The sequence below is a fragment of the Staphylococcus sp. AtDRG32 genome, assembly GCF_004365845.1.
Lineage (GTDB): Bacteria > Bacillota > Bacilli > Staphylococcales > Staphylococcaceae > Staphylococcus > Staphylococcus hominis.
The window spans coordinates 181,812-208,203 of sequence record NZ_SODE01000001.1 but is presented as its reverse complement, the minus strand read 5'-3'; the positions used below and the strand labels follow the sequence as shown (position 1 = coordinate 208,203).

Here is a 26,392-nt window from a genome sequence, read left to right as displayed (position 1 = left end):
GCAACGATTTATATACTTAAAACGTTGAATTATCAGTATTTCGTGAATAATTTTATAAAATATTTGCGTTAAATAGCAAAATTACACTTTATTCAGCTTTTTTATCTCGTCCCATTAAATCCTTCACACTATCTTTCACTGGTTTATCTTCAAATAATACTTTGTATAAAGCATTGGTTATTGGCATATCAACATTTTGAGCTTTTGCTAAATGATATACTGAATTTGTTGTATAAATTCCTTCAACAACCATATTCATTTCGTTAAGTGCTTCTTCAGTCGTTTTACCTTTTCCTAATTTATATCCTAAAGTATAATTTCTTGAATGAGTAGACGTACACGTTACAATTAAATCACCAATGCCACCAAGACCTAGAAAAGTCATAGGATCAGCCCCTAGCTTTTCACCTAGTCGACTAATCTCAGCTAAACCTCTTGTCATTAAAGCAGCTTTAGCATTATCACCATAACCCATTCCAGCAACAATACCACTTGCTACAGCAATAATGTTTTTAAGTGCACCACCTAGTTCTACACCTATCAAATCATTATTAGTATATACTCGTAAGTAATCATTCATGAATAAATCTTGAATAAGTTTACTTATACGTTCATCTTTTGACGAAGCTGCAACAGTTGTAGGTTGTTTAATTACAACTTCTTCAGCATGACTTGGTCCAGATAGTACCCCCACACCATTTTTATGGTTCTTAGATACTGAATCTTCAATCATTTCTGATACACGTTTAAATGTTTCATTTTCAATACCTTTTGCAACGTGAATAAATGTTTTTTTAGTTTTAATATGTTGATTAATTTCAGTCACAACGTCTCTAATTGCTTTTGTAGGTAAAGCAATTAAAAATATATCTGAAAAATTAACTGCTTGTTCTAATTGATTTGTTGCTTTAATTGTTTCAATTAATGTTACGTCTTTCAGGTACCGTTTATTTTGATGAGATTGATTAATTTCATCTACAGTATTTTCATTTTTTCCCCACATTAAAACTGAATGGCCATTCTCTGCTAAAACATTTGCTAATGCAGTACCAAAACTTCCTGTACCAAAAACTGTAATCTTAGTCATCTTAATCTCTCCTCTTAGTTTCTTCTTCTAGGGATGATATGAATAGGCGTTCCTTCAAAACCAAATGCATCTCTAATTTGATTTTCAAGATAGCGTTTATAAGAAAAATGCATTAACTCAACATCATTTACAAAAACCACAAATGTTGGTGGTTCAATAGCCACTTGAGTAGTATAGAAGACATTTAAACGTCTACCTTTATCTGTAGGTGTAGGATTCATTGAAATTGCATCCGTCACCACCTCGTTAAGTGTTGAGCTTTGAACACGTTTTTTGTGATTTTCACTTGCTTCTCTTATATAAGGGAAAAGTGTTTTTAATCGTAGTCGCTCTTTTGCCGATACGAAAGCGATAGGTGCATAATCTAAAAATTGAAATTGATTACGTACATCATCAGCAAATTTTTTCATGGTATTAGTATCTTTTTCTACAGCATCCCATTTATTTACAACAATCACCATTGCTTTTCCTTCTTCATGAGCATATCCAGCAACGCGCTTATCTTGTTCAATAATTCCTTCTTCGGCATCAATAACTAATAACACCACATTTGAACGCTCAATTGCTTTTAAGGCTCTTAATACAGAGTATTTCTCAGTTGACTCATATACTTTACCTTTTTTTCTCATACCTGCTGTATCTATTAACACGTAATCTTGTCCATCATAGCTATACTCAGTATCTACAGCATCTCGAGTTGTACCTGCTACATTTGATACAATAACACGTTCTTCACCTAAAATGGCATTTACTAAACTAGATTTACCCACATTTGGACGGCCAATAATAGATAAACGAATAGTGTCATCATCATATGGATCACTATCTTCTTCTTTAAAATGTTTAACGACTTCATCTAATAAATCACCTAGACCTAAACCATGTGAACCAGAAATTGGATAAGGATCGCCAAAACCTAAAGAGTAAAAATCAAAAATATCACTTCTCATTTCAGGATTATCTACTTTATTTACTGCTAAAACAACAGGTTTTTTTGATTTATAAAGTAATTGAGCCACCATTTCATCACTTTGAGTGAGACCTTCCCTCACATTTACCATAAAGATAATAACGTCTGCTTCATCAATAGCGATTTCTGCTTGAGCTCTTATTTGTGTTTGGAAAGGTGCATCTCCGATTTCGATGCCTCCAGTATCAATGATATTAAATTCATGTGTTAACCATTCGCCTGAAGAATAAATACGATCACGCGTAACACCTGGAGTATCTTCAACAATTGATACACGTTCACCTACTACTCTATTAAAAATTGTAGACTTCCCCACATTAGGTCTACCTACAATTGCTACAATAGGTTTAGTCATAAGCTAACTTCCTCTCTTTCTAAAATCTCTATAATTTTATCATACGCAATGATGATTTAAAAACAAGTATATATTGTCATACGATAGATAGTGAGTAAAGATAAATAAAAAAAGAGCAAGAAAGAATTCTATTTGAATATCTTTTCTTGCTCTCATCATTAAATTAAATAATAAAATATTTAATATTAGAATTTTAAGTTTTTAAATTTATCACCAAAAACGTCACCTAAAGTTGGATTGTCTTCATCTGTTTCATTAGATAAATATGATTGAGTTGTAGCTTCGTCACTTTCAATCACATCTTCATTTGGTAATGTAGCTTTAATAGATAAAGAAATACGCTCATTTTCTTCATCAATACCTAAAATTTTAACGCTCACTTGTTGTCCTGGTTCTAACACTTCACTTGGTGTACCAATATGTTTATGAGCAATTTCTGAAATGTGTACAAGTCCTTGAACACCAGGAGCAATTTCCACAAAAGCGCCAAAGTTAGCCAAGCGAATTACTTTACCTTCGATAACGTCGTTTTCGTGGAATTTACCTTTAATATTTTCGAATGGAGTTGGTAAAGTATCTTTAATAGATAAAGAAATACGTTCAGTATCTTTTTCAACAGATTTAACTTTAACGTCCACTTCTTGTCCAACGCTTACCACGTCTTCAGGAGATTGAACATGCTCATGTGATAATTCTGATACGTGAACTAATCCATCAACGCCACCAATATCTACAAAAGCACCAAAGTTAGTAAGACGCGCAACTTTTCCTTTGATAACGTCTCCTTCATTAAGTGAATCTAATAACGATGCTTTTTTAACGTCATTTTCAGCTTGTTCAACTGCTTTACGGCTTAAAATGACTCTATTATTTTCAGGATCTAATTCTTCTACTTTAAGACGAATGGTTTGTCCTTCAAATACAGAGAAATCTTCAATGAAATCAGTTGAAATGAGTGACGCAGGAACGAATCCTCTTTGGCCCACATCCACAACTAAGCCACCTTTAACTACTTCAGTAACTTTAGCTTCGATTACTTCGTCATTATCAAGCTTTTCTTGTAAATATTCATATGATTTTTCGGTTTCAAGTTGACGTTTTGATAAAATGTAAGCGCCTGATTCATTTTCTTCGTCAATTTCAATTTTGGTTACATATGCTTCAATTTCATCACCCTCTGAAATAATCTCACTTGGATTTTCAATGTGATGAGTTGAAAGTTGGCTAATTGGAATAATTCCGTTATATTTAGCCCCATCAATATGAACTACTACTTGTTTATCTTCAACTTGTTGAACTTTTCCAGTGACTTTGTCACCTTCTTTAATATCATTAATCATTGATTCATTGAATTCTTCAGTCATCATGTTTGCCTCCTTATACACTACATAACTATAACATCTTATAAACACGAGGAATTGTCAAGAAATACCCCTTTAGTTTCATAAGTTTTTAAAAAATATATCATTTTTTAAAATTATTTAATATTAAGCAATAGAAAAATATATTTATTAATATCGATGAAAATCGAAACTTATGATTGAATATAAGAATAAGAAAATTTATTGTTTATATTTTCATAATTAATTATATATAACTAAAATAGCTATTTAAAATAATTCGCTTATACTTTAGTCATTTGACGAATTAAATTAAATAGCTATGTATGAAAATTACAGATTCTCTACTAACTTTAATATTTCTTCAGTTACGTCTTCTATAGTTTTACTCGTTGTATCCACTGTTATAGCATCTTCCGCTTTTCTTAAAGGTGAAATATCACGATTCATATCGTAATGATCTCTTTCTTCAATCTCTTTTTTTAATTGATTTAAAGTGGAAGGAATGCCACGTAATTCATTCTCTTTTTGTCTTCTTTCCGCTCTTTCATCTACAGAGGCAATCATATATACTTTTAACTCAGCATCTGGAAGAACGACGGTACCAATATCTCTACCGTCCATAACAATTCCTTTTTTTATTGCTAATTCTTTTTGTTTTTGTACGGCGTAGGTGCGTACAGGTTCTTTTGATGCAACATATGAAACATGTTGTGTGACATCATTTTCTCTTAAATAGTCTGTCACATCCTCGTTATCTAAAATAATTCGTTGGCCTTTTGATGGATTGTAAGTTAATTCTAAAGAAGTGTGATTAATTAAATTTTGAAAATCTTCAGGAGCATCTTGCTTTAAATATTTATACGTTATTGCACGATACATTGCACCAGTATCGACATAAATCATTGATAATTTACTAGCTACTTGTCTTGCAATTGTACTTTTCCCAGCAGCAGCAGGACCATCTAATGCAATATTAATTGGATTCATAACATTTTTCCTTTCTTGTTGTTTTATCTGTATTATTTTATCATAAATATATATTTTAAAAATAGGAGGAGTTTAATGAAAAAGATACTTGTTATTCATACAGGTGGAACAATTAGTATGTCTCAAAATCAACTCAATCAGGTCGTTACAAATGATATCAATCCTATTTCATTGCATAAAAACATCATAGATCAATATGCAAATGTATATGAAATAAGTCCCTTTAATGTGCCATCACCACATATCACACTTTCTCATGTCATAAAGTTAAAAGATATCATTATGAAGGAATTTTCTAAGAATCATTATGATGGATGTGTGATTACACATGGCACAGATACGTTAGAAGAAACAGCTTATTTGCTCGATTTAACAATCGATATAAGTCAACCTATTGTTATAACAGGTGCAATGCGTTCATCAAACGAGATTGGTTCAGATGGGCTATATAACTTTATCTCAGCAATTAGAGTTGCAACTTCATTAGAAGCTTCTGATAAAGGCGTGATGGTCGTATTTAATGACGAAATACATACTGCGAGAAATGTTACTAAAACACATACCTCGAATATCAATACCTTTCAGAGTCCTAATCAAGGCCCTTTAGGTATCTTAACTAAAGATCGTGTTCAATTTTATAATCGTCCATATCGACAAAAAGTATTTCCAAGAATAGATGAAAGTTTAAATGTGCCATTAATTAAAGCGTATATGGGAATGACTAAGGATGTTTTAGAATTTTATGCTCAACAAAACGTTCAAGGTATAATTATTGAAGCGTTAGGCCAAGGTAACTTACCTCCAAGTTGTTTGAAAGGTATTGAATCATGTGTCAAAAAAGATATTCCTATCGTACTCGTGTCTCGCTCATTTAATGGCATTGTAAGTCCAGTATATGATTATGAAGGTGGAGGTTTTCGATTAGCTGAAGAGGGTCTTATTTTTTCTAACGGATTAAATGGCCCTAAAGCAAGATTAAAACTTTTAATTGGTTTAAGTAACCATATGAATCATAAGGAATTGAAAGAATACTTTGAAACTTAAAAAAGAGAGAAACAATGATGATGCACTCATTGTTTCTCTCTTTTAATTAAAATAAATGAAATTTAACTTTCTAGTGGAGTTTGTTTTTTTCTTAAAATACTTTGAGCGATAATACCACCATGATATTTACCGTTTTCAATGAAAATTGAATTATTATCATTACCAGCTGCTATAACACCAGCAATATAACAGTTTTCCACATTTGTTTCATACGTTTCTTTATTATAAATTGGAGCTGTTCCAAATTCATTAGTATGAATATCTATACCAATAGATTGTAAAAACTCATAGTCTGGATGATAACCAATCATTGCAAAAACAAAGTCATTTGGTATTGTTACTGTTTCACCATTTTTTTCATAAGTTACTGAATGTTGAGTGATTTCAGTAACATTTGCATCAAATTCCATATCGATTTTTTCATGGTTAACTAAAGATTCAAAGTTTGGCAAAATCCAAGGTTTAATTGCTGCTGAATATCGATCTCCACGATACAATACAGTCACATTTGCCCCAGCCTTTTCCAATTCCAAAGCTGCATCTACTGCAGAATTCTTACCTCCAATAACCACGACATCTTGATTGAAGTATGGATGTGCTTCTTTAAAGTAATGTTTAACCTTAGATAAATCCGCACCTTTAACATCTAAAGTATTATGTTGACCATAATAACCAGTCGCAACTGTTAAAAATTTACATTCATACACGTCTTTAGTTGTTGTAATTGTAAATTTATTTCCAATTTTTTTAACTGTTAATACTTCCTCAAAAGGATGTACATTCAACTGATGAAATCTTACTACTTCTCTATAATAGACAAGTGCTTGGTTACGACGAGGTTTACTTTCCTCTACAATAAATGGCACATCTCCAATACTTAATTTATCGCTAGAAGAGAAAAAAGTTTGATGCGTAGGATAATGATAAATGGCATCTACAATGTTACCTTTTTCAATTACTAGTGTTTCTATGCCTTTTTTCTTTTGCTCAATTGCTGCACTTAAACCACATGGGCCTCCACCAATAATAATACTTTCAATTGTTTGCATGTTTAATGGCCTCCTTTAATCACTAACATATTATATCAGTTTACAGATATATTTCTAAATAAAAATATTTACATTGTTATTTACTTATCTTCAAATGAACATAAAAAAGATACACCATTTTAGGTGTACCTTTTTTAATACATTCAGATATTATTGAGGAATAACTAATTTTTGACCATTTACAATATTATTACTAGTTAAGCCGTTAGCTCGTTTTAATTTATTTACATTTTCAACTGTACCTTCACCATAGTATTGAATTGCAATACGATATAAATTATCATTACCAGATACTACGTGAGTTTGTTGGCCAGCACTATTACTTGATTGTGTGCTATTTTGAGTTGATTGAGAATTTGAGTTATTGTCTGAACTTGATGAATTGTTATATACATTTGATTTATTGTTATCATTTTCAGATGTTGCACTTTCAGTAGAATTTTTATCATTATTATTGTTTGATGTACTATTTTCTGTTGTAGCTACTTCATTTGACTCATTACTATCTTTTTTAGTGCTATTATCTGATTCGCTTGATTTATCTTCTTTTGTTGCTACTTTTTCATTTGATTGGTCTTTTTCATTTGTAGCTTTGTCTTTAGCGTTATCTTTGTTCTCAGTTTGTTCTGTTTTATTATCTGCAGTGTTATTGTTTTTTTCTTTATGGTCATTGTTAAGATACATGCCAATAAAAATAGCTAGAGCAGCTAAAATAAGTAATAAAGCTATGAGTGGAAGTAAAATTCCCATTAAACCACGTTTTTTATTACCGTTATGTGCTTGGAAACCATCATTATCTTCGTATTCACGATGTTTATCAGCATCATGATGATTTAGATTGTTATGTTCATCATGTTGTTTATGTTTAGAAGCGGCAGCACCAGCAGCACCTGCTCCAGCTGCGCCAGCACCGACTGCAGCAGCTTTTTTGCCTTTATTACCTTTTTTTCTGTGATGTTTATTATCTAGTTCATTATTATCTTCGCTGTTATGTTGAACACTTCTATTTTCATTATCTCTATAATTTTCATCATCATGACGATTATTTTTACGTTTTTTATTACGTGATGCTTTTGCTCCAACAGCTCCTGTAGCAGCAGCTCCTCCAGCAATTGTTGCGTCTTTTCCGATTTTTGAATGATGAGCTTCATGTCTATCGTTATCTTGATCAAAATCACGATGACGACGATGATCACTATTCATTCTATCATCACTATTATCATCATTTTCATAACTATCGTCCTCAAGACGATGATTAGAATGACGATTATGTTCATCATAACGCTCATCTACATCGGAACGTTGATTATTCTCATCATTCTCGTGATTATGATGAGAATTATTATCGTTATGTACTTTGTCAAATGTCTCCTCATCATAACGGTCATCTAATGAACCTTCTTCATAATCATTAACCTGATCATTAAATTTTTTGTTACGACTAGAAGATTGGTTTCTTCTTCTTTGTCGTCTTTGTGCATTTCTTGGTGGAAACTGTTGATCGGTTTCATTGTTAAAATTGTCTATTTCATCGTTAGTTTCATTATTTACACGATCGAATTGATCGTTTGAATCTATCGATTGTCGATTTTTTTCAAAATCATCCTTAAAATTATCTCTAGACATAGTCAACATCCTCTCTTTTTCTTATTTTAATTGTCACATTATTTATACCCAAGTAATGCATAAATATGTATCATTTTTAAATTTCTTATAAATCACTATGTAATTTAATTATATCCTGTATAAAATATTTTAGTAAAGTAAAGTCACTAAACTCTAAATAAGTTTTTAATTTTTTCATTGAAAGTAAATTGTCTTTTAACTTTTTTTCTGTTGTAACACTCAATTTTACTTAAATCTGAATCATTGTCACAACATTCATTAGGTTGATTAGGAGATTCTCCAAAAAATTCCAATAAAAATTTTCTTCTACATTGATCTATACGAGTATAACCTATGATTCTTTGATAACCAGCTTGTTTACGTATATATGAGGTTTTAAAAATGTGTTTCAATTCTTTAAATGTATAATTTTGGTGTAATACTGTTAAAATTTCTTCTTTATTAGGTGGAAGGAATGCGCCTAGCTCAAAATTTTCGACATCTTCTGTTACGATAGCATCATTAAATAGTAACGTCTCTAGAATATAAGCATCGTCTGGTTGATATAGACTAATCGCTTGACTTTGTTTTCCATCTCTCCCAGCTCTTCCAATTTCTTGTAAATAATTTGAAGGACTAGATGATAAATGAAAATGAATCACAGTCCGAATGTCTTTTTTATTAACCCCCATTCCAAAAGCACTAGTAGCTACAATAACTGGAATAAAATTATTAATAAATTGATTTTGAACAGTTTGACGTTCTTGATAAGTTAAATCCCCATGATAAATACCAGTTAAATATCCATGTTGATAAATGAGTTTTGCGAGTTGTAAGCATATTTTCTTAGATGATACATAAATAATTGTGGGACCTGAAGATTCAATAAATTTCAATAACCATTCTATTTTTTCGTCGTCATCCTTGAAATTAAAATGTGATAACGAAATATTTTTACGATTCATAGTAGTTTGTATAGTGTTTAATTTAACTTTTAAAATATGTTCTAAATCACTTGTTAAATGTGGCGGTGCAGTAGCAGTTAATGCTAAAATAGTCGCTAATTTAAAATGATGAGTGATTTGACCGATAAGTGCGTAATGCGGTCTGAAATCATATCCCCATTCTGATAAGCAATGCGCTTCATCTAATACTACTAAACCAAATGGGATGTTTTTAATTAAATTGAAATGATGAGATTGAAGAATAAATTCAGGACTTAGAAATATAAAACGACTTTGATTTAATAAATTGATATTTTCCTTCTTTTCTTGTTCATCCATACCTGAATGAATACATACAACCTTTCGTTCACCTTGAGATTTAAGTTGCATCACTTGATCGTCCATTAAAGAAATTAGCGGTGAAATAATAAGAGTAGGTTTTTGTTGCATATAAGTTGGAAATTGGTAACACAGACTTTTCCCACTACCTGTTGGCAAAACACCAAGTGTATGATTGCCTTGTAACACACTTTCTATAACTTCTTTCTGACCTGGGTGAAAACTTTCATGTCCAAACCATTGTTTAAGATTGTTCTCTAACATTGATTTCACCTCTTTCTATCCCAACAATCATGAGTTTAATTTCAAAGTATGATAAATGGTCAAACTCTTGTTTATATATTTTTAATCTTTTTCCTTTATGCTCTGTATAGTATTGAGTAAATTGAAAAACATCTTTTTTCTCTACGTAATTTTCGTAATTTTTCTCATAACCTTTAATAAATAATTCTAAAATATGATCTTCTATTGTATTGAGTTTAACATTCTGTGCAATTGCAATTTCATTTAAACTCAAACCTTGATGAAGATATTGTTGAGTAATAGATGTTTTATTTAATAATGATGAAAGAATAATACATTCAGACAATATAGGATAACGTTGTTTATTTTCAATTTCACTTCCTAAGGTGACTAAATTATTCAATTCTAATGTATATAATTTTGAAATAGAAATATTCTCAATCAAACTTACCTGTTGTCTTGTATACATAGGCTCATCATAACCATGCAAATAATAATGAAGGTAGCACTTATTATTATTATTTAAACTGATTGCTTGAAATAAATCAGTCACTTCATTTTCAAAATCTTTTATTAAATCATTTTTAATAATAGTTCCATAAATCTTTTTAACTTTATTTTGAATAATAACTTGTTGGTTCATTGGTACGAATTTAAGTTGATGATGGAGATATTGAGATATCGTCTGAATTAATAATTGAATACATTTAAAAGTATTATTAAGACTGTCATAAGTGAACCGAGGATGCACCTTGATATTTAATTCTTTTATATCATTTTTATTCAAAAGTCGTTCAAATGTCTGATATTTTAATTTAGGTAAACTATGATATAATGATAAAAGTTGTTGAGAGCTCGCATCAAAAAACGTTTGATGTGACTTTTTTCCACTTAAAATATTATATATACTTTTATTAGTTTTATAATTGAATGAGTGATGTTTAACATAACTAATCATTTCTTGCATGAGTGAACTCCTCTTTTATAGAACTTTTATATCTAGAATATAATAAAATTATTTATTATGACTAGTGTAGCATTTTTATCAAAGGAGGCGAATAAAATGGCAAAGTACACAATCGTTGATATGGATACATGTATTGCTTGTGGTGCTTGTGGCGCTGCTGCACCAGATATTTACGATTATGATGACGAAGGTATTGCTTTCGTAATCCTTGACGATAATCAAGGTACTGCAGAAGTACCAGAAGAATTATATGAAGATATGGAAGATGCTCTTGAAGGCTGTCCAACTGATTCAATTAAAATTGAAGAAGAGCCTTTTGATGGAGATGCCTTAAAATTTGAATAAATCTGTAAATAAAATTGTATTACCATAATTATAATATAAAACCTCCGATGATTCCTACTTAGAAGTCATCGGAGGTTTTAATTTTATTTCAATACTTTTTTTAAACGGCGATATAGCAAGATAAAAATGATCGATATGACACATCCTTTAATAATATTAAAAGGAATAATACCAGATAAAATGATTACTTTTAAATTAGTAAACACATCACCAAGATTAAATATCATACCATATAAAGGTAGTAAGACAAAATAATTTAAAATACTTAAAACGATAGTCATTGCAATAGTACCGGCAACTAATCCTATAATTAGTGAACGACGAGATGAATATTGTTTACGACGACTAACAAAATAAGCTGTTAGTAAAAAACTAGCTCCAGCTAAAAAATTTGCCACAGGCCCAACAGGATCGCCAATATTAAATAAGAAATTTAATATATTTTTAATTAATGCTACAAGAAGACCAGATAAAGGACCAAAAATAAAAGTAGCTAATAAAGTCGGTACATCACTAAAATCTAATGTTAAGTATGGAGGCAAAAATGGTAACGGAAATTTCAAAAATGTTAATATGAATGCAATTGCACTCAACATACTTATGGTAATTAAACGTTTATTTTGTTGCATATTCAGTTTTCTCCTTCCATTCATCTTACTAAGAATTGGAGGATACGTTTACACAACAAAAAACCTCCACCTTCTCCCATCCAGACTATACTGTCGGCTTCAGATTTACACTGAATCAGCCACTTCTATTGAAGAGGGTCGCAGGCTCAAATTACTGCCGGTTGGGAATTACACCCTACCCCGAAGATGAATTATTGAATTTATCATTTAAAATTTATATTACACGAATAAATCTTTCATTGCAATATGTCTGTTTATTTATAAAAATGAGAGATATGTTTCATCAGTTTCATCGACTGATTTTAAATTAATATGACATGAAATATTATATTTAAAAAACTATAGATATAAAAATGTTCTTCAAAGTTTTATCTTTAACTTTGAAGAACATAATCTCAAAAAATTTGGATATTTAATCCTATTTTGTTGAAAGTTAATTATTTAGAATCTATAGAAGGTTTAGGTAATTTAATAATAAAGGTTGTGCCTTTATTCACTGTACTTTCTACAGAAATAATTCCGCCATGCTCTTGAATAATCATCTTACTAATAAATAATCCTAAACCAGTTCCTTGTTTACCCCTAGTTCTAGAAGCTTCTACTTTATAAAAACGATCAAATACATGATCAAGATGTTCAGGAGCAATACCGCTACCTGTGTCGTTTATATTTAAAATTTGATACTGACTATCTTTATTAGCAGTAATCGTAATTGAATCTCCAGGGTGTGTATAGCGTGTTGCATTATCAATTAAGTTTGTGAGTACTTGATCAATTCGATCAGCATCGTAATTCCATAAATCATCTTCATTAATATTTGGTAACAAGTCTATGTTTAGTTCTAAATCTTGTGCTTGTTGACGGTATTTAAGTTGTATTTTGCGTAATAATGGCATTATGGGCTGTATTTCTTTATTAATGGTTAATCCTTCCGCATCCATTCTTGCAACATTTAAAAGCTCGTTGACAAGGCGATTAAGTCGTTTTGTTTCATCTAATACAATTGATAGTGATTCTTTGATTTCGTTAGGTTCTGTTACAATGCCATCAACTATCGATTCAGTATAACCTTGTAATAACGAAATCGGTGTACGGAGTTCATGGGATACGTTTGCGATAAAATCTTTTTTCATTTGATCAAGATTATGTTCATTTGTCATATCTCTTATGATGATTACAATTCCACTACGACCATCTTGTTGAATACGATCAATATAACTCATTATAAATACATAATACTTAGAGTTTATTGCATATTCATTAAACTCTGTGCCTTTTGAATGAAACGTGGCATTAATTTGATTTTTAATTTCTGAATAAATAGATTTATCAATTGTCGGTAGTATTTGGTCTGCCATTTTGTTAGATAAAATAATTTCACTTTTATCATTTAAACCCACTACACCTTCAATCATAGAATTAAATAAACGATCACGAATATTTTTTTGAGTAGATAAAGCTTCAATGTGCTCTTGAATTTTATAACTCATATTATTAAAAGTATAAGAAAGTTCACCAATTTCATCTTTCGTATTTACGGTTGTTTTTTGAGAGTAATCTCCATTCGATACATTAATTGCCTGTGTACTTAATTTTCTAAGTGGTTTAGTAATACGATTAGATAAAAAGAACGCAAAAATCGTTGAAACAATAAAAAATACAATAGCAGTAATTAAAATAATAATGGTAATTGCATTATTAGTATCTTCAATTGTTTTTAAATCTTGATATATAAATACTCCGCTAAACTTAGCATGCTTACGATCTTGAGATTGCATCGGATATCCTAAAAGAATATAAGAATGGGATGTCCCTTTTTCACTTATTGTGACATTTTGTGTGGCAGATTTCCCTGTATTAAATACTTTATTAAAGTTGTCGTTGTTTTGAATTTCTTTTAACATTCTTTTTTTAATCAAATTATATGATTTTTCTGCTGACATATTTTTATTAGACATAATAATAACGCCACCTGTGCCATCAATCAATTCCTGACTATGTTGTATGGCAAGTGACTTGTTATCAGCTTTTTCAACAAGGTGACTAATTCTTGAAGCATCTTCTCTTATAGCATTTTCTGTTTGTTGGGTGTAATAATATTGAATAAATGTAATTAATGCTGCACTTAATAAAATTAAAACTGTCGTTACTATAAATATTATAGTTAACCACAGTTTTATAACAACACTATTTAGACGATTCATCATTTGTATTGACCTCAAATTTGTAACCGACACCCCAAACGGTTTGAATCATATGTGCTGCTTCTTCAGAAACTCGATTTAATTTTTCTCTTAATCGTTTAACATGTGTGTCTACAGTTCTTAAATCACCATAAAATTCATAATGCCAAACTTCTTTTAATAGTTGTTCACGATCAAATACTTTATTAGGTGTTTTTGCTAAGTATATTAATAACTCATATTCTTTTGGAGTTAAATTCACTTGTTGTTGATCCGCTAATACACGATGCGCATCATTATCGATAATAAGATGATTAAACTCAATGACATCTCTTGCATGTGGTTCGCTTTGTTCTGGTTTAGATGTTTGAGTTCTACGTAGTAATGCTTTCACTCTTAATACGACTTCTCGGGGAGAGAAAGGCTTCACTATATAATCATCTGCACCTGATTCGAACCCTTCCACACGATTAGTTTCTTCGCCCTTAGCTGTAAGCATAATAATAGGCGTATCTTTATGCTCACGTAATTTTGACGACATTTCAATACCATCCATTTCAGGCAACATTAAATCTAAAAGAATGCACGCATAGTCATTTTCCATAGCAAGTTCATATGCTTCTTTACCATCACTTGCTTCATGGATAGTAAACGATTCTCTTTCTAAGTAAAGTTTTAATAATCTTCTGATTCTATCTTCATCGTCTACAATTAATATTTCATTCGTCATTACAATATACCTCCTACACATGCTCTATACCGTTTTAATTATAGCATATTCACTATATTAAAGCTTTCTATTCAATTGACTTTGTGAAAAAAATATCAAAATATCTTTTTAATGTAGAACCTATGATTTATTATTACAGTGAATAAATAAAAAAAGAATACACATTGTAATTGAGAATATACTTTGTATTGTTAAGTTATTTCGAATTAATTACCATTTTCAGCCATATGTCTTAATATTTTCACCTCATGAGGTGTTAATACTCTACCTTCACCTGCATTTAATCCTTTTAAATTAAGATTTCCAAATTCGATTCGTATTAATTTATCGACGGTGTGATTAAAATGTTCGAACATACGTCGAACTTGTCTATTTCTACCTTCGCTAATAGTTATTTCAACCAGTGTCGTATTTTTTTCTTTATTTTGATTTTTTATTTTAACTTGAGCAGGTTGTGTAAAACCATCCTCTAATTCAATTCCTTGTTCTAATGATTTAACTTCTTCTCTCATTAAATACCCTTTTAATTTTGCAACATATTTTTTTTGAATATGATATCTGGGATGAGTCATTAGGTTAGTAAATTCACCATCATTTGTAAGTAATAATAACCCTGAAGTATCATAGTCTAATCGTCCAACTGGATAAATTCTTGCTTCTAAATCTTTAAAATAATCTGTTACAACCGTTCTACCTCTATCATCTGAAACACTAGTAATAACTTGCGTTGGTTTATAGAACAGAATATAAATTTTATCTTCTTGCTCAATTTTAATTCCTTCAACTTCAACAGTGTCTGAAGATTTAACTTTCGTTCCAAGTTCTGTAACTACTTGACCATTTACTTTCACTTTACCTTCAGTGATTAAAGTTTCTGCCTTTCTTCGAGAGGTATATCCACTGTTAGCAATTCGTTTTTGAAGTCTTTCTAAATCTTTATTCATTTTATTTCTCCTTTTGATTTGTAAGTGTACTAAAGAAATTCTCAATCTCTTCGTTATCTTCTTCAGTAGATGGTAATTCTTCTATTGATTTCATTCCAAAAACATTTAAAAATAAATCAGTAGTCATGAGTAAATGACTCCGCGAATTCTCCATGTCTTTTGCTTCAATAAGTCCTCTAGCAATTAATGTTCTCACTGCACCATCAGAATTGATACCTCTTGTTATTTCGATATCACTTCTAGTTAATGGTTGATTATAAGCAATAATTGATAGTGTCTCCATAGCAGCTTGAGATAATTTCATGTTTGCTTTTTGCTTCACTAGTACTTCGATAAAAGGTGCACACTCTTTTTTGGAGGTTAACATATAAATGGAACCATATCTTTGTATTTCAAGACCTTTTGAATGATACGTCGAAATTAATTGATCAAGTTCATCTAAATCCATTTTTAAAATATCTGCAAGCTGACGTGCTTCCAGTCCTTCATCGCCTACAGTAAATAATAAGGACTCTATAATTCCAAGGTTATCCAATCGCATAGTTCACTCCTCTAATGATATTGATGTCTTCAAAGTTATTTGACTGTTCTATATTAATAAGACCTGCTTTAGCCATTTCTAATATTGCTAAGAAATGTGTAACGACTTTACTCACAGGTTCATTAAAGTTAAATAAACTAAAGAAGTTAAATGCTGTTTGTTTCTCTAAATGTTTAGCAACCACTTCAGTAGCTTGTTGAATTGTAAAAGTATCTTTTGAAATTTCAACTACTTTTGGCGTATTTAATGCTACTCTATTTTTTACTCTTTGGTATGCAACAATCAGTTGAGTCAAATCAATCGTTTGATTTTTGTCCCAATGCGTTTCTTTTTCCAAGTGAGATAAATCAGCTGGTGATTTAGTATAATATAATTCTCGTTCTTTTTTTAATTCTGTTAATAGTAAAGAATATTCTTTATAATTTTGATATTCGATTAAACGACCTACAAGGTCCTCACGAGGATCTTCTTCTAAGTCATTTTCAGTTTCTTGTTGTGGCAATAATAATCTACTTTTTATCATTAATAATTCTGAAGCCATCACTAAATATTCACTTGCAATATTAATTTCAACTTCTTTCATTGCATGAACATATTGCATATATTGTTCAGTTAAAGCTTTCATTGGTATATCATAAATATCTATTTCATATTTATGAATTAAATGAAGAAGTAAATCTAATGGGCCATTAAAAGCATCTAATTTAACTTCGTACATAAATTAACTTCCTTGTATTATAAAATCTAAATTGTGCATAATTCACCTAAATATTATAGCATGAATATATATTAGAATTAAATTAAGGGGGAGTATTCATGAATAAAGCATTAAGTCAATTCTACTATCAATTTCATACACACCAACATTATTTTTTATGTCATGATATTTTAGAAGAATTATGGAAGTCTAACCCTAATTTTTCTAAGAAAGATGCTATAGTGAGTTTAATACTATTTTCAACTGCCATGTATCACTATAGACGATGTAATAAGTTAGGTGCATTAAAAAGCTTTAAAAAAGCGTTATATACATTTAAGCATGCAAAGGATAAGGATACACTAGGTTTAAAGGTCAATGAATTTACTTTATTGATTCAAAATCAAATAGAAAAAGTGAAACATGATCAGACATTTCAACCAATACAGTTGCCAATTACATCTTCAATAGAAAGGGAACTTATCAATTTATATCCTAATTATGAATATAAGAAACAAATTAACAATGATGACATGATTGTTCATTGTCATCGTCTAAGAGATAGAAGCGATATCATTGCAGCTAGAAAAAAAGCACTTAAAAATAAAAGAAAGAAAAGTTAAATAATTCACTTTTCTTTCTTTTATTTTAAGCTCTAGGATGAAATTGATTATACATTTGTCTTATTTGGGATTTAGACACATGTGTATAAAGTTGTGTCGTTGAAATATCTGAATGACCAAGCATTTCTTGAACTGCTCTTAGATCTGCCCCATTTTCTAAAAGATGTGTAGCAAATGAATGTCTCAACGTATGAGGGGTTAAAGTTTTATTAATATTGGCCTTCAAACCATATTGTTTAATCATTTTCCATATTCCTTGTCTAGTTAAAGGTCTACCGTGCATATTTAAAAATAATACATTCGTAATAGTCTTTTTCAAAAGTTGAGGACGTACCTTTTCTAAATACGTATCTAGAAATTCAATCACAGTGTCTCCTAATGGTATAATTCGTTCTTTATTACCTTTACCAAATACTCTAACAAATCCCATAATAAGATTGATATCCTCAATATTAATTTGTATCAGTTCCGAAACACGCATGCCAGTCGCATATAATAATTCTAATATTGTACGATCACGATACCCATTTTTCTTATTTAAGTCCGGTGTTTCTAAAAGTTGAAGTACTTCCTCAACTTCTAAAACATCGGGTAACTTCTTCTCATATTTCGGAGTTTCAATTAAGACTGTTGGATCTTTAGCGGCATATTTTTCTCTAAGTGCAAATTGATGAAAATTGCGAATTGTAGAGATAAAACGCGCCATTGATTTAGCTGAAGCACCTTGGTCTATTAAATATCCTAAGCATTCTTGTATGACTTGGCGATCAATAAAATCGATATGAGCAATTTTATGTTCTTTCATGTACTCTTCATATTTAGCTAAATCGCGTCGATATGCGCCGATAGTATTGTCACTCAATCCCTTTTCAATTTGAATAAATTTTAAGAATTCTTCAATAATCGTATTCATATTACACCTCTGTTTATATAAAAAAGGTATGAAATAGAATTCAAAGTTGATTCTTAATTTCACACCTTCTATCGATTAATTATTACATATCACTTTTTTTATCTTGAAAAGCTCTTCTAGGCATTTGCATATAAAGTTGATACAACACTTTATTAGGTTTAACTTATTATTTACCTTTAGCTTGACATTCTGAACATATACCGTGAAATGTTAAGCGATGATCCAAAATTTTAAATTGATATTCTGATTCAACACGTTCTTCCACTTTTGGTAATAAATCTTCATGAATTTCCTCTACCTTACCACATTCCATACAAACTAAGTGATGATGAAAATGTTTAGCACCTTCTTTTCTCAAATCAAATCGTGCTACGCCATCACCAAAATTAATTTTATCTACTACTTTTAATTCAGCAAGTAGTTCTAAAGTTCGATAAACAGTAGCTAAACCTATTTCAGGTGCTTTATCTTTTACCTTTAAATATACGTCTTCAGCACTTAGATGATCTTTTTCATTTTCAATTAACACACGAACTGTTGCTTCGCGTTGAGGCGTTAATTTGTAAGAAGATTGCTGTAATTGTTGTTTTACTCTATTTAGACGTTCTTCCACGGGAGCATCACTCCTCAATTAATTATAATCATTTTAAATTAAATTATTTCAATTAATAAATTACCAATAAATTTAGTAAAAATCAAGTAGTTATCACGTCTTATTTAGAATGATTATAATTTAATAATACATATTGTAAAGCAATCATTGTTTTCGCATCTTCAATTTCATGATTTTCTAAAAGTGCATGGATATCATCTAAGTGTATTTTATGCAATTCTACAAATTCGTCATCATCCAGATTCAATTCTCCTTCACTTAAATTATCAGTAAAATAAATGGTTAGTTTCTCATTTGAAAATCCTGGAGAACCATACATATGAGTGATGAATGTTAGATGATTAGCTTTGTAGCCAGTTTCTTCTTCTAATTCGCGTTTAGCTGCTTCTTCTCTTTCTTCATCTTCTTCTAGTTTACCTGCTGGAATTTCTAACAAGGGTTTTTCAATAGGTTTACGATATTGTTTAACCAATAATACTTCTTTTTCTGGAGTAATAGCGCAAATTGCCACAGCACCATTATGCTTGATAATTTCTCTCTTGGAAGTTTTCCCGTCTGGTAACTCCACATCGTGTAGTTCTAGATCGATAATTTTACCATTATAAATGACTGTTCTATCAAAAGTTTTTTCATTAAAGTCCATTATATCCACGTCCCTTTTCATTAAGTTAATAAATTGATAAGATAAATGCGTTAACTAAAGTGTATCGGAAGGAGATTGTTCATGCAAAAAAATATATTAAAAAGTGGCATTGAAATTTCGGAACTAGGTTTAGGGTGTATGAGTTTAGGCACAGAATACCATCACGCAGAGGAAATCATTGAGTGTGCAATTGAAAATGGTATCACATATTTTGATACCGCAGATATTTATGATAGAGGTGTCAATGAAGACATTGTTGGAAAGTCTTTAAAGAAATATCAAAATAGAGATGATATTGTTATAGGAACAAAAGTAGGAAATAGACCGCTTAATGATGGTAGTACTACTTGGGATCCTTCAAAAAAATATATTAAAGAAAGTGTTAAAAGTTCTTTAAAACGTTTAGGCTTAGAACAGTTAGATCTTTATCAACTTCACGGTGGTACAATTGATGATCCCCTAGATGAGACGATTAGTGCATTCGATGAACTGAAAAAAGAAGGTGTAATCAAAGCTTATGGAATTTCTTCTATTAGACCTAACGTGATTGAGTATTATTTAAAACACAGTCAAATAGAAACGATTATGTCTCAATTTAATCTTATTGATAATCGTCCAGAACGTCTTTTGAATCACATTCATTCTCATGGCGTAAAAGTTTTAGCACGTGGTCCCGTGTTTAAAGGGTTACTTACTTCAAATAGTGTTAATGTACTTGATCAGAAATTCTCAGATGGTATTTTTGACTATAATTATCATGAATTAGGAGAAACGATTGCTTCTGTTAAGGAAGTTGAAAGTAATTTAAGTGCTTTATCATTCGAATATTTAAAATCCCATGATGCATTAGGATCTATTATTGTTGGTGCAAGTTCTGTTTCACAATTAAAAGATAATATTACTAATTTTAATAAAACAGTAAGTTTGGATCAAATTAAATCTGCACGTCACCGCGTGAAAGATTTAGAATATACTCAGCATCTTGAGTAATTAATTAATAAATTCTTATAAACAATCGTTGATGTAAAGTACAAGTGATGAAGTATCTATGATGAATGCTTCATCATTTTTTTAGGTTAAATTATATTTTATTTTTAAACAATGAAGTAAAATATTTTTCAATTTTTCTAGGAGCTAATTGGTAAAGTTTTAATAGTGGATTCATCCATAGCGGCTTGTTAATTTCTACTTTACGAGTGATGATACCTTTAACGATATCTTCTGCGAGTATTTTAGGATCTATCATTAGTGATGCATATTTATTAGCGTACTTCAATGATGGATCTGCTTTTTTGTGAAATGGTGTATTAATCGGACCTGGATTAACAGTCATAACATGAAAGCCTTGCTCCTCAATTCTTAGAGCATTTAATACGCCATTTAAAGCAGCTTTAGATGAGCCATAAAATGCAGCGTTCGCTTGCGTTACAAATGCTGCCTGACTTGAAATAGCCACTATAGAAGCATTCATTGTTAAATATGGTTTAACAGTTTTAAATAATGTAATAAAACCAAGCACATTCACATCATAAGTCTCCAAGGTTTCTTCTAACGAATGAGATTGTATTGATTTAAAAAAGCCTAAACCTGCACTATAAATAATTCCGTCAATCGGATAACAAAGGGATTTAGAAATAGTATCTATTTGTGAAGTATCTTGTAAATTACATTTAATCATTGAAACACGATGTTTGTACGGATTAAAATTAATATTTTCGAATTTCTCCGTACTACGAACAATGAGGGTAATATATGCACCTTTTTTTAATAATTTTTTCGTTATTTCTAAACCTAAGCCACTAGTTCCTCCAGTTACGATGAAATGTTTACCTACAATCACTGATGAGTCTCTCCTATCTAACAAGTATAGTTAATTTTTGATAATAATTATAATGAATATGTTACTATAGTTTTATCAATTAAGGGTAAGGATGGTGCTATTTTATGAAGTTAGTATTTTATGGCGCTGGTAACATGGCACAAGCCATTTTTAAAGGAATTATTGATTCTAAAATATTAAATCATAACGATATTTATTTAACAAATAAATCAAATGAGAATACTTTAAAATTATTTGCGAAAGAATTAGGAGTAAAATACAGTTACGATGATGCATTTTTATTAAAAGATGCAGATTATGTTTTTTTAGGTACTAAACCTCATGATTTTGAAACGGTCGCATCACGTATTAAATCACATATACAATCAGACCATCGTTTTATATCTATTATGGCTGGTTTATCGATAAATTATATCCGAGAAAAGTTAGAAACGAATAATCCTGTTGCTAGAATTATGCCTAATACAAATGCACAGGTAGGTCATTCAGTGACAGGTATTAGTTTTTCTGGTAATTTCGATCCTCATTCTAAAGATGAAGTAACAGAATTAATTAGTGCTTTTGGCTCAGTTATTGAAGTTGACGAAGAATATTTACATCAAGTGACGGCTATTACAGGAAGCGGACCAGCTTTTTTATATCACGTATTTGAACAATATGTTAAAGCAGGAACATCATTAGGTCTTGAAAAGAAACAAGTTGAAGAATCCATTAAGAATCTCATTATTGGAACAAGTAAGATGATTGAACGATCGGATTTAAGTATGGAACAACTTAGAAAAAATATTACCTCTAAAGGTGGTACAACACAAGCTGGATTAAATGAACTTGATCGACATGATATTGAGAGTATTTTTAAAGCCTGTCTAGACGCGGCAGTTCATAGAAGTATTGCCCTTTCTAAAAGTGAAGATGAGTAATAAAAAAAGCTATAACGAAAATTAAGTCATACATATCGTTATAGCTTTTTATGAGTTTTTACGTATCATTATAAAACGCTAATATTATTTAAAATTTGAATGTATCGAAGTCTTTAACAAACTCAAAGTTTGGTGTATCTTTCATTTCTTTTAATGCACGGTTTATCTCTTCTATATCTTCTAAATTATATCGATTACTTAGGTGGGTAATAAAACTTTTCTTCACATTAGACTGATGAATTAACCTAAATACATCATCAATGTGACTATGATGATAGTTATTTGCTAAAATTTTGTCACCTTCAATATATGTTGCTTCATGAATCATAATATCCGCATTTTCTGCAAGTATATATTCGTTGTCACACGGTTTCGTATCTCCAAAAATAGTAACAATAGGTCCTGGTTTGGCTGGACCTTTAAAGTCTTTAGAAAGATAAATTTGATTATTATATTCAAAAGTATCAAACATTTTTACTTCTTGATATTTAGGACCCGGTTCTAGTCCAATTGCCTTTAATGCAGTTACATCAATTGTACCTAGTGTTGTAGGAGCCTCAATTCGATAACCATATGAAGGTATACCATGATTTAATAACCTTGATGAAACTGTAAAGCCATGATGATGATATGTAAAATTATTATCAATTTCAATATATGTAATAGGATAGTTTAAATGAGATTCAGATAATTTCAAAGCAGTTTCAATAAATTGTTGTAAACCTGTTGGCCCTATTAACGTCAATGGCTTATCTTCTCCACCTTGGAATGAACGACTTGTTAATAATCCAGGTAATCCAAAAATGTGGTCGCCATGCATATGCGTAATAAAAATATGATCAACTTTGCCTAATTTTATTGAGTGATGCAAAATTTGATGTTGAGTCCCCTCTCCTACATCGAATAACCATACTGAATTTGAATAAGGTTCTAAATTTAAAGCAATCGCTTGAGTATTACGATCTTTAGTAGGTAAACCCGCACTCGTTCCAAAAAATGTAACTTCCATGCATTTGCCTCCTCTTTCTTCAATAATATATTTTATCATACGTCTATAAGTTTGTTATCATATGAAATAAAATAAATGAATTTATCAGAATTTAGGGTATAATGTAACTTATAAAAAATAAATTGTATGTTATTTAGTTTAATGTTGTAAATATTATCAACAATTTTAGGCAAAAACATATCAAGAAAAACAGTTTTAATTTATAATGAATTAATCATAGCAATTAAAGAATTGAGGTTTTGAATTTGAACACACACACTAAACATATCCCTTGTTTAATTACTATATTTGGCGCAACTGGAGATTTGAGTCATAGAAAATTATTCCCTTCTTTATTCCATTTATATCAACAAGATAATTTAGATGACCATATTGCCATTATTGGCGTTGGTCGAAGAGATTATACTAACGACTTTTTCCGTGAACAAGTTAAACAATCTATTCAAACGCACGTCAAAGATACTGATCGACTCGATGAATTCATAGAACATGTTTTCTATTTTAAAAATGATGTCAATGAAGAAGAAAGTTATCATGAATTATTAACATTCTCTAATGAACTTGATGACACATTTAAATTAGAAGGTAATCGCCTATTCTATTTAGCAATGGCGCCTCAATTCTTTGGACCAATTTCTGATTATTTAAAAGCTTCTGGCTTAACTGAAACTAAAGGATTTAAACGCCTTGTAATTGAAAAACCATTTGGTAGTGATTTTAAATCTGCTGAAAAATTAAATAATCAATTACGACAATCATTTAAAGAAGAAGAAATATACAGAATTGATCACTATCTTGGTAAAGATATGGTGCAAAATATCGAAGTTCTACGATTTGCTAATGCGATGTTTGAACCTCTTTGGAATAATAAGTATATCTCTAATATCCAAATCACTTCTTCAGAAATACTAGGTGTTGAGGATCGTGGAGGTTATTATGAATCGAGCGGTGCATTAAAAGATATGGTACAAAACCATATGTTACAAATGGTTGCATTACTAGCAATGGAAGCACCTATTAGTCTTAAAAGTGAAGATATTCGAGCTGAAAAGGTGAAAGTATTAAAATCTTTAAGACAATTAAAACCTGAAGAAGTCAATCAAAACTTTGTGCGTGGACAATATGGAGAAGGGACTATTAATGACCAACGTGTTATCGCTTATAGAGATGAAGATCGTGTTGCGTCTGATTCCAATACACCAACCTTTGTTTCTGGAAGATTAACTATCGATAACTTCCGTTGGGCTGGTGTACCATTCTACATTCGTACTGGTAAGCGTATGAAGTCTAAATGTATACAAGTTGTTGTAGAATTTAAAGAAGTTCCTATGAATTTATATTATCAAACGGATCGACTACTAGATTCTAATTTATTAGTTATTAATATTCAACCTAATGAAGGGATTTCATTACACTTAAATGCTAAGAAAAGTATTCAAGGTATCGAAACAAAGCCTGTTCAACTGTCTTATGCTATGAGTGCACAAGATAAAATGAACACAGTAGATGCATATGAAAACTTGTTATTCGATTGTCTTAAAGGTGATGCAACCAACTTTACACATTGGGAAGAACTTAAATCTACATGGAAATTTGTAGACGCTATTCAAGAACATTGGACCATGATTGATCCAAACTTCCCTAATTATAAATCAGGGACAAATGGCCCTATCGAAAGTGATTTATTATTAAGCAGAGATGGAAATCATTGGTGGGACGATATTCAATAAACAGATATACTAGAAGCTTCATGTGATAGATGTATAAAGGATAAGACATATTATATTATTTTCACTCATTGAAAATAAGGTCTTGTCCTTTTTAAATTGAATATTGAAAGAGTCATTTAAAAATTTAATTTAATTTTATATTATTGATGTATATTTTTATAAAATAATGTAAAATATTAGTATTGATTGTAAATTTATTGGAGTGAAGGTTTTGGACGTTATCAAGCAGATACAACAGGCAATTGTATATATAGAAGATCATTTATTAGAGCCTTTTAATTTGCAAGATTTAAGTGATTACGTTGGTCTTTCCCCTTACCATCTTGATCAATCGTTTAAAATGATTGTTGGACAACCTCCTGAAAGTTATGCTCACTCTCGAAAAATGACTGAAGCTGCTAAAGAAATGATACAAAGTTCTTCGAGATTGGTTGATGTAGCAAAACGCTATAATTATTTAAGTTCCAATGACTTTGCAAATGATTTTAGTGATTTTCATGGAATATCTCCTATTCAAGCTTCTACTAAAAAAGAAGAACTAAAAATGAATGAACGTTTGTATATTAAATTAACAACTACAGAAAGAGCACCATACCCTTACAGACTAGAAACAACTAAAGACACACCTTTAGTTGGATATGTAAAATATATTGAGGCTAATCAACTATCTAACCCTTACAAAGTTCCTGATTTTTTAGAAGATTTATATTTAGATGGTAAAATAAAAGAATTAAAACGATATAATAATATAAGTCCATATGAGTTATTTGTTATTACATGTCCTTTAGATGAAGGTGTAGAATTATTTGTGGGCGTACCTAGTGAACGTTATCCAGCTCACTTAGAAAGTCGATTGTTGCCAGGGCGACACTATGCAAAATTTAATTTGCAAGGTCAAGTGGATTATACTGTTAATGAAGCTTGGTATTATATTGAATCCAGCTTACAACTTACTCTACCTTATGAAAAAAATAGCTTATATGTTGAAATTTATCCTTTTGATCTCTCATTCGAGGACCCGTTCACTAAAATACAGTTATGGCTACCTATTAAACAAGAAACTTATGATATAGAATAAAAGAAGCGTTAGATGACTAAG

General features: G+C 30.4%; 26 protein-coding genes and 1 riboswitch. Of the genes, 7 read left to right on the top strand and 19 right to left on the bottom strand.

Features of this window, described 5'->3' with window-relative positions; all coding sequences use genetic code 11:
* Positions 1-88: 88 nt before the first annotated feature.
* The 4 genes from BDW25_RS01035 to cmk all read right to left on the bottom strand — a co-directional run bounded on the left by BDW25_RS01035 (position 89) and on the right by cmk (position 4,742).
* Positions 89-1,087 (bottom strand): NAD(P)H-dependent glycerol-3-phosphate dehydrogenase, encoded by a 999-nt coding sequence (locus BDW25_RS01035; protein WP_002455320.1) that lies wholly within the window; start codon positions 1,085-1,087, stop codon positions 89-91.
* A 14-nt stretch (positions 1,088-1,101) separates the two neighbouring features.
* Positions 1,102-2,412: a ribosome biogenesis GTPase Der gene (gene der / locus BDW25_RS01030; protein WP_019835234.1), complete on the bottom strand. Its 1,311-nt coding sequence runs from the start codon at positions 2,410-2,412 to the stop codon at positions 1,102-1,104.
* A 185-nt stretch (positions 2,413-2,597) separates the two neighbouring features.
* Positions 2,598-3,776, bottom strand: coding sequence for a 30S ribosomal protein S1 (gene rpsA, locus BDW25_RS01025; protein ID WP_039984237.1), 1,179 nt, complete (start codon positions 3,774-3,776; stop codon positions 2,598-2,600).
* A 309-nt stretch (positions 3,777-4,085) separates the two neighbouring features.
* On the bottom strand, positions 4,086-4,742 hold the full coding sequence (cmk, locus tag BDW25_RS01020; RefSeq protein ID WP_002449771.1) for a (d)CMP kinase: 657 nt from the start codon (positions 4,740-4,742) through the stop codon (positions 4,086-4,088).
* Positions 4,743-4,817: 75 nt separating this feature from the next.
* On the opposite strand from cmk, the gene BDW25_RS01015 reads away from it, so the two are divergent.
* Complete coding sequence (locus BDW25_RS01015) at positions 4,818-5,786, top strand: asparaginase (protein WP_002449857.1); 969 nt, start codon at positions 4,818-4,820, stop codon at positions 5,784-5,786.
* Between the two features lie 62 nt (positions 5,787-5,848).
* On the opposite strand, the gene ypdA is transcribed toward BDW25_RS01015, so the two are convergent.
* The 4 genes from ypdA to BDW25_RS00995 all read right to left on the bottom strand — a co-directional run bounded on the left by ypdA (position 5,849) and on the right by BDW25_RS00995 (position 10,933).
* Positions 5,849-6,835 (bottom strand): bacillithiol disulfide reductase YpdA, encoded by a 987-nt coding sequence (gene ypdA / locus BDW25_RS01010; protein ID WP_019835230.1) that lies wholly within the window; start codon positions 6,833-6,835, stop codon positions 5,849-5,851.
* Positions 6,836-6,985: 150 nt separating this feature from the next.
* Entirely contained in the window at positions 6,986-8,461 is a 1,476-nt protein-coding gene (ebpS, locus tag BDW25_RS01005; protein ID WP_002449732.1) for an elastin-binding protein EbpS, read from the bottom strand.
* Between the two features lie 146 nt (positions 8,462-8,607).
* Entirely contained in the window at positions 8,608-9,987 is a 1,380-nt protein-coding gene (locus BDW25_RS01000; RefSeq protein ID WP_049418388.1) for a RecQ family ATP-dependent DNA helicase, read from the bottom strand.
* Positions 9,968-10,933 carry a helix-turn-helix domain-containing protein gene (locus tag BDW25_RS00995; RefSeq protein ID WP_133944670.1) on the bottom strand — a complete coding sequence of 322 codons (966 nt, stop codon included), beginning with the start codon at positions 10,931-10,933 and terminating at the stop codon, positions 9,968-9,970. Before BDW25_RS00995 ends, BDW25_RS01000 begins: the two co-directional genes overlap by 20 nt.
* 96 nt (positions 10,934-11,029) lie before the next feature.
* Between BDW25_RS00995 and BDW25_RS00990 the strand changes: the two genes are divergently transcribed.
* Positions 11,030-11,278, top strand: coding sequence for a ferredoxin (locus BDW25_RS00990; protein WP_002449743.1), 249 nt, complete (start codon positions 11,030-11,032; stop codon positions 11,276-11,278).
* Between the two features lie 83 nt (positions 11,279-11,361).
* Here the strand turns inward: BDW25_RS00990 and BDW25_RS00985 are convergent, their stop codons facing one another.
* The 6 genes from BDW25_RS00985 to BDW25_RS00960 all read right to left on the bottom strand — a co-directional run bounded on the left by BDW25_RS00985 (position 11,362) and on the right by BDW25_RS00960 (position 17,023).
* A complete protein-coding gene (locus BDW25_RS00985; protein WP_133944668.1) occupies positions 11,362-11,907 on the bottom strand; it encodes an ECF transporter S component in 546 nt (181 codons plus the stop codon).
* 64 nt (positions 11,908-11,971) lie between these two features.
* Positions 11,972-12,099: riboswitch (FMN riboswitch) on the bottom strand.
* Positions 12,100-12,344: 245 nt separating this feature from the next.
* Positions 12,345-14,111: an ATP-binding protein gene (locus BDW25_RS00980; protein ID WP_002455316.1), complete on the bottom strand. Its 1,767-nt coding sequence runs from the start codon at positions 14,109-14,111 to the stop codon at positions 12,345-12,347.
* Entirely contained in the window at positions 14,095-14,820 is a 726-nt protein-coding gene (locus BDW25_RS00975; protein WP_002449874.1) for a response regulator, read from the bottom strand. Before BDW25_RS00975 ends, BDW25_RS00980 begins: the two co-directional genes overlap by 17 nt.
* A 206-nt stretch (positions 14,821-15,026) precedes the next feature.
* Positions 15,027-15,764 (bottom strand): pseudouridine synthase, encoded by a 738-nt coding sequence (locus BDW25_RS00970; protein WP_002449899.1) that lies wholly within the window; start codon positions 15,762-15,764, stop codon positions 15,027-15,029.
* A 1-nt stretch (position 15,765) separates the two neighbouring features.
* Positions 15,766-16,299: an SMC-Scp complex subunit ScpB gene (scpB, locus tag BDW25_RS00965; RefSeq protein ID WP_002449749.1), complete on the bottom strand. Its 534-nt coding sequence runs from the start codon at positions 16,297-16,299 to the stop codon at positions 15,766-15,768.
* Positions 16,292-17,023: a segregation and condensation protein A gene (locus BDW25_RS00960; RefSeq protein ID WP_002449902.1), complete on the bottom strand. Its 732-nt coding sequence runs from the start codon at positions 17,021-17,023 to the stop codon at positions 16,292-16,294. The genes scpB and BDW25_RS00960 overlap by 8 nt, the downstream gene beginning before the upstream one ends.
* Positions 17,024-17,121: 98 nt before the next feature.
* On the opposite strand from BDW25_RS00960, the gene BDW25_RS00955 reads away from it, so the two are divergent.
* Positions 17,122-17,625, top strand: coding sequence for a DUF309 domain-containing protein (locus BDW25_RS00955; protein WP_002449814.1), 504 nt, complete (start codon positions 17,122-17,124; stop codon positions 17,623-17,625).
* A 25-nt stretch (positions 17,626-17,650) separates the two neighbouring features.
* Here BDW25_RS00955 and xerD read toward each other — a convergent pair whose 3' ends face one another.
* The 3 genes from xerD to BDW25_RS00940 all read right to left on the bottom strand — a co-directional run bounded on the left by xerD (position 17,651) and on the right by BDW25_RS00940 (position 19,794).
* Positions 17,651-18,538 carry a site-specific tyrosine recombinase XerD gene (xerD, locus tag BDW25_RS00950; RefSeq protein ID WP_002449900.1) on the bottom strand — a complete coding sequence of 296 codons (888 nt, stop codon included), beginning with the start codon at positions 18,536-18,538 and terminating at the stop codon, positions 17,651-17,653.
* Positions 18,539-18,704: 166 nt separating this feature from the next.
* The gene (gene fur / locus BDW25_RS00945; RefSeq protein ID WP_002449777.1) at positions 18,705-19,151 is read right to left on the bottom strand and encodes a ferric iron uptake transcriptional regulator; all 447 of its coding nucleotides are present in this window, start codon (positions 19,149-19,151) and stop codon (positions 18,705-18,707) included.
* Between the two features lie 100 nt (positions 19,152-19,251).
* A complete protein-coding gene (locus BDW25_RS00940; protein WP_002449742.1) occupies positions 19,252-19,794 on the bottom strand; it encodes an NUDIX domain-containing protein in 543 nt (180 codons plus the stop codon).
* Positions 19,795-19,875: 81 nt separating this feature from the next.
* On the opposite strand from BDW25_RS00940, the gene BDW25_RS00935 reads away from it, so the two are divergent.
* The gene (locus BDW25_RS00935; protein WP_002449875.1) at positions 19,876-20,784 is read left to right on the top strand and encodes an aldo/keto reductase; all 909 of its coding nucleotides are present in this window, start codon (positions 19,876-19,878) and stop codon (positions 20,782-20,784) included.
* A gap of 91 nt (positions 20,785-20,875) precedes the next feature.
* Here the strand turns inward: BDW25_RS00935 and BDW25_RS00930 are convergent, their stop codons facing one another.
* Entirely contained in the window at positions 20,876-21,634 is a 759-nt protein-coding gene (locus BDW25_RS00930) for an SDR family NAD(P)-dependent oxidoreductase (RefSeq protein ID WP_002449837.1), read from the bottom strand.
* 104 nt (positions 21,635-21,738) lie between these two features.
* Here BDW25_RS00930 and proC point away from each other — a divergent pair, with 104 nt between their 5' ends.
* Entirely contained in the window at positions 21,739-22,554 is an 816-nt protein-coding gene (proC, locus tag BDW25_RS00925; protein ID WP_002449763.1) for a pyrroline-5-carboxylate reductase, read from the top strand.
* Positions 22,555-22,642: 88 nt separating this feature from the next.
* On the opposite strand, the gene rnz is transcribed toward proC, so the two are convergent.
* Positions 22,643-23,563 carry a ribonuclease Z gene (rnz, locus tag BDW25_RS00920; RefSeq protein ID WP_133944665.1) on the bottom strand — a complete coding sequence of 307 codons (921 nt, stop codon included), beginning with the start codon at positions 23,561-23,563 and terminating at the stop codon, positions 22,643-22,645.
* A 245-nt stretch (positions 23,564-23,808) separates the two neighbouring features.
* Between rnz and zwf the strand changes: the two genes are divergently transcribed.
* Positions 23,809-25,293: a glucose-6-phosphate dehydrogenase gene (gene zwf, locus BDW25_RS00915; protein ID WP_002449753.1), complete on the top strand. Its 1,485-nt coding sequence runs from the start codon at positions 23,809-23,811 to the stop codon at positions 25,291-25,293.
* A 211-nt stretch (positions 25,294-25,504) separates the two neighbouring features.
* Positions 25,505-26,371 carry an AraC family transcriptional regulator gene (locus BDW25_RS00910; protein ID WP_002449782.1) on the top strand — a complete coding sequence of 289 codons (867 nt, stop codon included), beginning with the start codon at positions 25,505-25,507 and terminating at the stop codon, positions 26,369-26,371.
* The last annotated feature ends 21 nt before the right edge of the window (positions 26,372-26,392 follow it).

What these genes read in the sequence shown, in the direction of transcription:
- BDW25_RS01035 (WP_002455320.1), bottom strand. Translation starts at nt 1,087, where the DNA reads ATGACTAAGATTACAGTTTTTGGTACAGGAAGTTTTGGTACTGCATTA.
- der (WP_019835234.1), bottom strand. Translation starts at nt 2,412, where the DNA reads ATGACTAAACCTATTGTAGCAATTGTAGGTAGACCTAATGTGGGGAAG.
- rpsA (WP_039984237.1), bottom strand. Translation starts at nt 3,776, where the DNA reads ATGACTGAAGAATTCAATGAATCAATGATTAATGATATTAAAGAAGGT.
- cmk (WP_002449771.1), bottom strand. Translation starts at nt 4,742, where the DNA reads ATGAATCCAATTAATATTGCATTAGATGGTCCTGCTGCTGCTGGGAAA.
- BDW25_RS01015 (WP_002449857.1), top strand. Translation starts at nt 4,818, where the DNA reads ATGAAAAAGATACTTGTTATTCATACAGGTGGAACAATTAGTATGTCT.
- ypdA (WP_019835230.1), bottom strand. Translation starts at nt 6,835, where the DNA reads ATGCAAACAATTGAAAGTATTATTATTGGTGGAGGCCCATGTGGTTTA.
- ebpS (WP_002449732.1), bottom strand. Translation starts at nt 8,461, where the DNA reads ATGTCTAGAGATAATTTTAAGGATGATTTTGAAAAAAATCGACAATCG.
- BDW25_RS01000 (WP_049418388.1), bottom strand. Translation starts at nt 9,987, where the DNA reads ATGTTAGAGAACAATCTTAAACAATGGTTTGGACATGAAAGTTTTCAC.
- BDW25_RS00995 (WP_133944670.1), bottom strand. Translation starts at nt 10,933, where the DNA reads ATGCAAGAAATGATTAGTTATGTTAAACATCACTCATTCAATTATAAA.
- BDW25_RS00990 (WP_002449743.1), top strand. Translation starts at nt 11,030, where the DNA reads ATGGCAAAGTACACAATCGTTGATATGGATACATGTATTGCTTGTGGT.
- BDW25_RS00985 (WP_133944668.1), bottom strand. Translation starts at nt 11,907, where the DNA reads ATGCAACAAAATAAACGTTTAATTACCATAAGTATGTTGAGTGCAATT.
- BDW25_RS00980 (WP_002455316.1), bottom strand. Translation starts at nt 14,111, where the DNA reads ATGAATCGTCTAAATAGTGTTGTTATAAAACTGTGGTTAACTATAATA.
- BDW25_RS00975 (WP_002449874.1), bottom strand. Translation starts at nt 14,820, where the DNA reads ATGACGAATGAAATATTAATTGTAGACGATGAAGATAGAATCAGAAGA.
- BDW25_RS00970 (WP_002449899.1), bottom strand. Translation starts at nt 15,764, where the DNA reads ATGAATAAAGATTTAGAAAGACTTCAAAAACGAATTGCTAACAGTGGA.
- BDW25_RS00960 (WP_002449902.1), bottom strand. Translation starts at nt 17,023, where the DNA reads ATGTACGAAGTTAAATTAGATGCTTTTAATGGCCCATTAGATTTACTT.
- BDW25_RS00955 (WP_002449814.1), top strand. Translation starts at nt 17,122, where the DNA reads ATGAATAAAGCATTAAGTCAATTCTACTATCAATTTCATACACACCAA.
- xerD (WP_002449900.1), bottom strand. Translation starts at nt 18,538, where the DNA reads ATGAATACGATTATTGAAGAATTCTTAAAATTTATTCAAATTGAAAAG.
- BDW25_RS00940 (WP_002449742.1), bottom strand. Translation starts at nt 19,794, where the DNA reads ATGGACTTTAATGAAAAAACTTTTGATAGAACAGTCATTTATAATGGT.
- BDW25_RS00935 (WP_002449875.1), top strand. Translation starts at nt 19,876, where the DNA reads ATGCAAAAAAATATATTAAAAAGTGGCATTGAAATTTCGGAACTAGGT.
- proC (WP_002449763.1), top strand. Translation starts at nt 21,739, where the DNA reads ATGAAGTTAGTATTTTATGGCGCTGGTAACATGGCACAAGCCATTTTT.
- rnz (WP_133944665.1), bottom strand. Translation starts at nt 23,563, where the DNA reads ATGGAAGTTACATTTTTTGGAACGAGTGCGGGTTTACCTACTAAAGAT.